A 612-nucleotide genomic window follows, 5' to 3' on the forward strand; every position below is an offset into this window, starting at 1 on the left:
GGGCCGTTGTCGTGGTCCGTACCGTGGTCCGTACGAGGAGACCCGCGAGGTCGCGTGGCGGGCCCCGGGAATAACCGGATGCCATCTCCGGTTACGGTCTTCTGCTACGTACGCGATCTCAGGAGGCACGACGCCGGTGGACACGATTCGAGGAACGGCGAGCGGCACCGCACCCGTACCGCTCTCCGTGCTGGACCTGGCGACCGTCGGCAGCGGGCTGACCGCGAGCGACGCGCTGCGCACCTCCGTGGAGCTGGTCCAGCTCGCCGAGCGGCGCGGCTTCCACCGGTTCTGGGTGGCCGAACACCACTCGATGCCGGGCGTCGCCAGCTCGTCGCCCGCGGTCATCCTCGCCCACCTCGCCGCCCACACCGACCGCATCCGGCTCGGCTCCGGCGGCGTCATGCTGCCCAACCACGCGCCGCTGGTCATCGCCGAGCAGTTCGGCACCCTGGAGGCGATGGCCCCGGGCCGGGTCGACCTCGGGCTCGGCCGCGCGCCCGGCACCGACGGGGCGACCGCCGCCGCGCTGCGCCGCTCGGACCGGCTGAACGAGGGCGCCGACGAGTTCCCCCGCCAGCTCGCCGAGCTGACCAGGTTCCTGGACGCGGA

General features: G+C 73.5%; 1 protein-coding gene. It reads left to right on the forward strand.

Annotated features, from left to right (window positions below; all coding sequences use genetic code 11):
- Window positions 1-136 precede the first annotated feature (136 nt).
- Window positions 137-612 (forward strand): MsnO8 family LLM class oxidoreductase (locus tag KUM32_RS38240; RefSeq protein ID WP_308408828.1); only part of this gene is annotated, 476 nt, incomplete at its 3' end.

The sequence above is a fragment of the Streptomyces sp. AC627_RSS907 genome, assembly GCF_019049165.1.